Here is a 5,967-nt window from a genome sequence, read left to right as displayed (position 1 = left end):
GGGCCCTCATCGCCGACCGTCGGAGCGGCGACGGTTCCGCCGGCGCGGCGCTGGCATGGGGCGACGACCGAGGCGACCTCGAGGTGGTGGCGTGCGGGCGCTGCGCCACGTGCGAGGAGCAGGTGATCGCGCACCGCGACCTGCTGATGGTCGCGCGCATGCGGCCCGTGCAGCGCGCGCGACTGCGGGCGGCCGGAATCGAGACGATCGATGCGCTGGCGGCGGCGAGCATGCCGCCGGCGGGCATGAACACCGACTCCTTCGAGACGCTCCGCGACCAGGCGAGGCTGCAGGTCCGTGCCGACGTCGACGGCGCCCCGACCTATGACGTGCACTACGCCGCGGCGATCCATACGCTGCCGGTGCCGAGCCACGGCGACATCTTCTTCGACTTCGAAGGTGATCCGCTCTACACCGAGCCTGCGCCGGACGGCCACGCGCACTGGGGGATCGACTACCTCTTCGGATGGGTCGACAACGACGACCAGTACGCGGCGCTCTGGGCCCATGATTTCGCCGCGGAGCGAGTCGCTTTCGAGAGGTTCCCCGACTTCGTCGCGCTGCGTCGCGCCGCTCATCCGGGCATGCACATCTACCACTACGCGCCGTACGAGACCTCGCACCTGGTCGCGATGGCCGCTCGGCACGGCGTTCGCGAGGGCGAGATCGACCGGCTGCTGCGCGAAGGCGTGTTCGTCGACCTCTACCCTCTGGTCCTGCGCACGGTGAGGGTCGGAACGCGGTCGTACTCGATCAAGAAGCTCGAGCCCCTCTACATGGGCGACGACGTGCGCACGAGCGACGTGCAGAAGGGCGACGACTCGATCGTGCAGTACGTCGCCGCCCGAGAGCTCGCGGCGGCAGGAGAGCAGGCCGAGGCGGATGCGGTCTTCGCCGACCTCGCCGACTACAACCGCTACGACTGCGTCTCGACGAGGCGCCTTCGCAACTGGCTGATCGACATCGCCAGGAAAGAGGGGGTGAACCCCGCCCCTCCCGACGCCGCGGACGAGGTGATCTACGAGCCGTCGCCGCGGTCGGTGGCGCTTCTCGCTGACGCGGAGCGAGCGGTCGAGGCGGGCGGTGACGGGCAGGTGCACCGCATCGCGGCGGCAGCGATCGACTACTTTCCCCGTGAGGCGAAGAGCTTCTGGGTCTCGCACTTCCAGCGCCTCCGCGAACCCGTCACGATGTGGGACGGCACTCGCGACGTCGTGCGCGTCGACCGCCTCTCGTCGTCGGTGGAGCGCGACTGGAGCATCGGAGAGGGGCGTCGTGTGATGTCGCGCGACATCGAGATCCGCGGCGAGGTGTCGCCGGGCACCACACTCAACGCAGGATCCCAGCCGTTCGCCCTCTACCCCATGCCTGCTCCCTTCGACACCGAGGCGCCCTCACGAGCGGTGCACGTGCCGCACACGGTCACGGTCGCCGAGGTGCTCGACGACGGGTATCTCATCACCGAGACGGCCATCCAGGGCCAGACGTGGGACGACCTGCCTCTCGCGCTCACTCCGGCAGCGCCGCCGCGCGTCGTCTCGCTGCAGGGCGCGATCGACGAGTGGGCTGACACGGTCCATGCCGCAGCTCCCGAGTTCCCGCATGATGCGGCGACCGACATCCTGCGGCGGATCCCTCCGAGGACGCTCTCCGGAGGCACGCTGCCCGAGCAGACGGGCGACACGATCGACGCCATCGTGCGGGGCGTGCTCGATCTCGACCGCAGCTACCTCGCCGTCCAGGGCCCGCCCGGTACGGGCAAGACGTACACGGGTTCGCGGGTGATCGCGCGCCTGGTGAAGGAGCACGGCTTCAGGATCGGGGTCGTGGCGCAGTCGCACGCGATCATCGAGAATCTGCTCGAGCGGGTCGTTGCCGACGGTGTGCCGGCGAGCCAGGTCGGCAAGGCTCCGAAAGACCCCACGGCGGATCCGTCGTACACGGTGATCCCCAAGAACGGCATGGCGTCATTCCTCGGCGAACACGCGGAAGACGGTGCTGTCGTCGGAGGCACGGCCTGGGACTTCAGCAACACCTCTCGCGTCGAACGGGCGGGGCTCGACCTGCTCGTGGTCGACGAGGCGGGGCAGTTCTCTCTCGCCTCCACGATCGCCGTCGCAGCAGGCGCACAGCGCGTGCTGCTGCTCGGAGACCCGCAGCAGCTGCCTCAGGTCAGCCAGGGCGCGCACCCCGAGCCGGTCGACACGTCGGCGCTCGGCTGGGTCATGGACGGCGATGCGGTCATCAAGCCCGACTACGGCTACTTCCTCGCGAGGTCGTGGCGCATGCATCCGTTCGTCGCCACCCCGGTGTCGAAGCTCGCCTACGCCGGGCGGCTCGCCTCCGCCCCCGGCACCGAGCGGAGAGCGATCGACGGCGTCGATGCGGGGCTGCATGTCGTCCCGCTGAGGCATCGCGGCAATGCCACCGACTCCCCGGAGGAGGCGGCCCAGGTGGTGGCACTTGTTCGTGACCTCGTCGGGCGCGCCTTCACCGACAACGACGCGGATGCCACGGCGCGCCCGCTCGCCCAGAGCGACATCATCGTGGTCGCGCCCTACAACGCGCAGCGTCAGACCGTTCACGACGCGCTTGCTGCGGCAGGCTTCCCCGACGTCCCGGTCGGCACCGTCGACAACTTCCAGGGCAAGGAGGCTGTGGTCTCCATCACCTCTCTGGCTGCATCCAGCGGACGTGATGCTCCGCGCGGACCCGAGTTCCTGCTCCTTCAGAACCGGCTCAACGTCGCGATCTCCCGAGCACAGGTCGCGGCCTATCTGATCCATTCGCCTGCTCTCCTCGACGATCTGCCCCGCACGCCCGAGGGAGTCGCTCGGATGAGCGCCTTCGCGCGGCTGGTCGGCGCGGCGAGCTGACGCCGTCGTGAGCGGAAGGTCTGAACGATGACTCACACGATCGATGAGATCCTGCGCGCCTCGGCGGCATGGGTCTGGTTCCCGCGTGACAGCGATCAGCAGAAGAGTCACCTGCAGCTGGTCCACTATCCCGAGCGCTTCGGTGGTGGAGTGCGGGGATCCCAGGTCGACTCGGACGCCGACCCCGTCACCGTCCTCGATCACGCCACCGAGCGCACGAGGGCCTGGCGCGAGACGGAGTTCCGGTTCTGGACCAACGCATCCGATCGCCCCGATCTCGAAGACGAACTGAGGCGCCGTGGAGCGGAGCATGTCGACACGGTCGCCGTGTTCGCGCGCCCGATCGGGGATTCAGACGTCGACGTGCCCCCGGGGATCAGCGCGGAGGTCGTGCGGACACTCGATCAGGTCCGCGAGGTCGACAGGATCAACGTGCCGGTCTGGCAGCAGCAGGCACTCGACGAAGAGGGGCTCCGAGTCGAACTCGACGAGATCACGTCGAACCTCGATGCCGGAACGCACGTCCGAGTGCTCGCGCGGTTCGATGCGGACCGAGAGGCGGTGAGCACCGGTGGCTGCACGATCGTCGACGGCTTCGCCCGGCTCTGGGGCGCCGCCACGCTCGAGCACACGCGGGGGAGAGGCGCCTACCGCGCGGTGCTCGCCGAACGCCTCCGAGTGAGCGCCGCCCTCGGAGCGACCACCGCGCTGGTGAAGGGGCGCACGACGACATCGGCGCCGATCCTCGCGAGAGCCGGGTTCACCTACCACGGAGACGAGCGCGGCTACCGACTGAGCGTGTGAGTCGCGCTCGCGAGGCGGTCAGGCCCCGGTGTCGCCGAGCTCTTCGCGGACGATCCGCGCGCCCGCCGACAGTGCGCTCAGCTTCTCGAGTGCGACGTTCCTCGGCAGAGGAGCCATCCCGCAGTTCGAGCTGGGGATGAGCAGGTCTGCATCGACGAACTGGAGCGCGCGTCGCAGGGTGTCGGCGACCTCTTCCGGCGTCTCGATCTGCACGCTCGCCACGTCGATCGCCCCGAGCATGACCTTCTTGCCGCGAATGAGCTCGATGAGGTCCATGGGGACGTGAGAGTGGTGGCTCTCCAGCGAGACGATGTCGAGGGAGGACTTCTGCAGCAGGGGGAACGACTCCTCGTACTGCCTCCACTCCGACCCGAGGGTCGCCTTCCAGTCGTTGTTCGCCTTGATCCCGTAGCCGTAGCAGATGTGCACCGCCGTCTCGGCGCTCAACCCCTCGGTCGCCCGCTCGAGCGTCGCGATACCCCAGTCCTTCATCTCATCGAAGAAGACGTTGAACGCGGGCTCGTCGAACTGGATGATGTCCACTCCTGCGGCCTCGAGCTCCTTCGCCTCCTGGTTGAGGATGGTCGCGAACTCCCAGGCCAGCTTCTCGCGGCTGCGGTAGTGGCGGTCGGCGAGCGTGTCGATCATCGTCATCGGGCCCGGAAGCGCCCACTTGATCGGCTGATCGGTCTGCTGGCGCAGGAACGCCGCGTCATCCACGAACACGGGCTTGCGACGGCTCACAGCGCCCACCACCGAGGGCACACTCGCGTCATAGCGGTCGCGGATCCGCACCGTCTCGCGCTTCTCGAAATCCACGCCGTCGAGGTGCTCGATGAAGGTGGTCACGAAGTGCTGACGGGTCTGCTCCCCGTCGCTGATGATGTCGATACCGCGTCGGCGCTGCTCGTGCACGGCAGCGCGCAGCGCATCGTGCGTGCCCTCCGCGAGCGCGTCGCCCTGCAGCTCCCACGGCGACCAGAGCACCTCCGGCCTCGCGAGCCACGCCGGCTTCGGCAGGCTTCCCACGATCGAGGTGGGGAGGAGCGGTCTTGCGATCTTCGATCCCTCGCCGGTCATCGGACTGCGGCCGGGGATGCCGAAGCGAGGGAGACCGGCGCGGGGTAGGCTGCGGCCCACTGGTCCAGCACCCGGCGGTGCGGCGTCACGAAATGCTCATCGGCATAGCGTCCCTGCGCGACCGCGAGCTGGCCGCGCTCTTCGCGGTCGTACGTGATCTCGGTGTGCTCGTAGTCCTCGTGGGCGAGGCTCGGACGATAGACGCTCTCGGCCGGCGTGGTCGCGTTGTAGATCTCGGGCCGGTAGATCTTCTGGAACGTCTCCATCGTGCTGATCGTGCCGATCAGCTGCAGATCGGAGTAGTCGCTCAGAAGGTCGCCGCGGAAGTAGAAGGCGAGCGGGGCGGCGCTGCCGTGCGGCATGAAGTACCGCACCTGCAATCCCATCTTCCCGAAGTACTCGTCGGTCAGCGAGAACGAATCCTGCACGTACTCGATGCCGAGCACGGGGTGCTCGGTGCCGGTGCGACGATAGGTCCTGCTGGTCGAGACGCTGATGCAGATCACCGGCAGGCTCGAGAACCTGTCCTGATACGCGTCGGACTCGAGGAAGTGCTGGAAGAGCTTGCCATGCAGCACGCCGAAGTCGTCGGGGGTGGTGAACCCGGTTCCGGCCGCATTCGCCGCGGGCAGGACCACGCTGAAGTCGTAGTCGCGAAGGTACGACGAGAAGTTGTTGCCCACGATGCCGTGGTGACGTTCTCCGGTCACTCGGTCGACGATGTGGATGTCGAGCACCTCGAGCACGGGGAAGTCTCGATCCTCACCGTCGGAGAATCGCAGCTGCACCGAGACGATGTCGAGCTCGACGGTGTAGCGGTCGCGCTCGGGGTTGTCGCGCTGGGCGAGATCGTTGAAGCGACGGTCGATCATCGTCAGCGCATTGCGGGGGTTCTCCTGGCGACGTTCGCCCCGCGCGAGGTTGGCGAAGTTCGTGGTGATCCGCGAGCTGTCCGACGGAGCGTAGTCCTCGTCGAAGCGCGTGGTGGTGATGCTGAACGTGATCTCGTTCGCCATGAGGGCCAATCCGGAAGGGGGGAGGCCGTCTCGGCCTCGCGAATGCTGTGCTCTCATGGTGCAGCCGTACGGAGGTCATCGGGTAATTCGGCTCCGCTATGCGGTGATATAGCCTTCTCCTATGCCACGGCGAACGAGCGGAATCACGCTGCAACAGCTCCAGTACTTCATCGAGGTCGCTGCAGAGGGGT

Annotated in this window: 4 protein-coding genes; 2 read left to right on the top strand and 2 right to left on the bottom strand. The window is 67.8% G+C overall.

All coding sequences use genetic code 11. The features are described 5' to 3' along the window. Both J7E68_RS04975 and J7E68_RS04970 read left to right on the top strand, forming a co-directional pair. Window positions 1–2,876: bifunctional RecB family nuclease/DEAD/DEAH box helicase (locus J7E68_RS04975; protein WP_215170421.1), on the top strand; the 2,876-nt coding region annotated here is incomplete at its 5' end. 27 nt (window positions 2,877–2,903) lie between these two features. Next, window positions 2,904–3,680 carry a hypothetical protein gene (locus J7E68_RS04970; protein WP_215170419.1) on the top strand — a complete coding sequence of 259 codons (777 nt, stop codon included), beginning with the start codon at window positions 2,904–2,906 and terminating at the stop codon, window positions 3,678–3,680. A gap of 18 nt (window positions 3,681–3,698) precedes the next feature. Here the strand turns inward: J7E68_RS04970 and J7E68_RS04965 are convergent, their stop codons facing one another. Both J7E68_RS04965 and J7E68_RS04960 read right to left on the bottom strand, forming a co-directional pair. Further along, window positions 3,699–4,760, bottom strand: coding sequence for a methionine synthase (locus J7E68_RS04965; RefSeq protein ID WP_215170417.1), 1,062 nt, complete (start codon window positions 4,758–4,760; stop codon window positions 3,699–3,701). Then, window positions 4,757–5,776, bottom strand: a complete 1,020-nt coding sequence (locus J7E68_RS04960; RefSeq protein WP_215170415.1) for a putative oxygenase MesX — start codon at window positions 5,774–5,776, stop codon at window positions 4,757–4,759. The genes J7E68_RS04965 and J7E68_RS04960 overlap by 4 nt, the downstream gene beginning before the upstream one ends. Window positions 5,777–5,967 lie beyond the last annotated feature (191 nt).

Origin of the sequence: Microbacterium sp. ISL-103, from assembly GCF_018613995.1 — a bacterium.
Lineage (GTDB): Bacteria > Actinomycetota > Actinomycetes > Actinomycetales > Microbacteriaceae > Microbacterium.
This window is presented reverse-complemented; position numbering and strand designations above follow the sequence as displayed.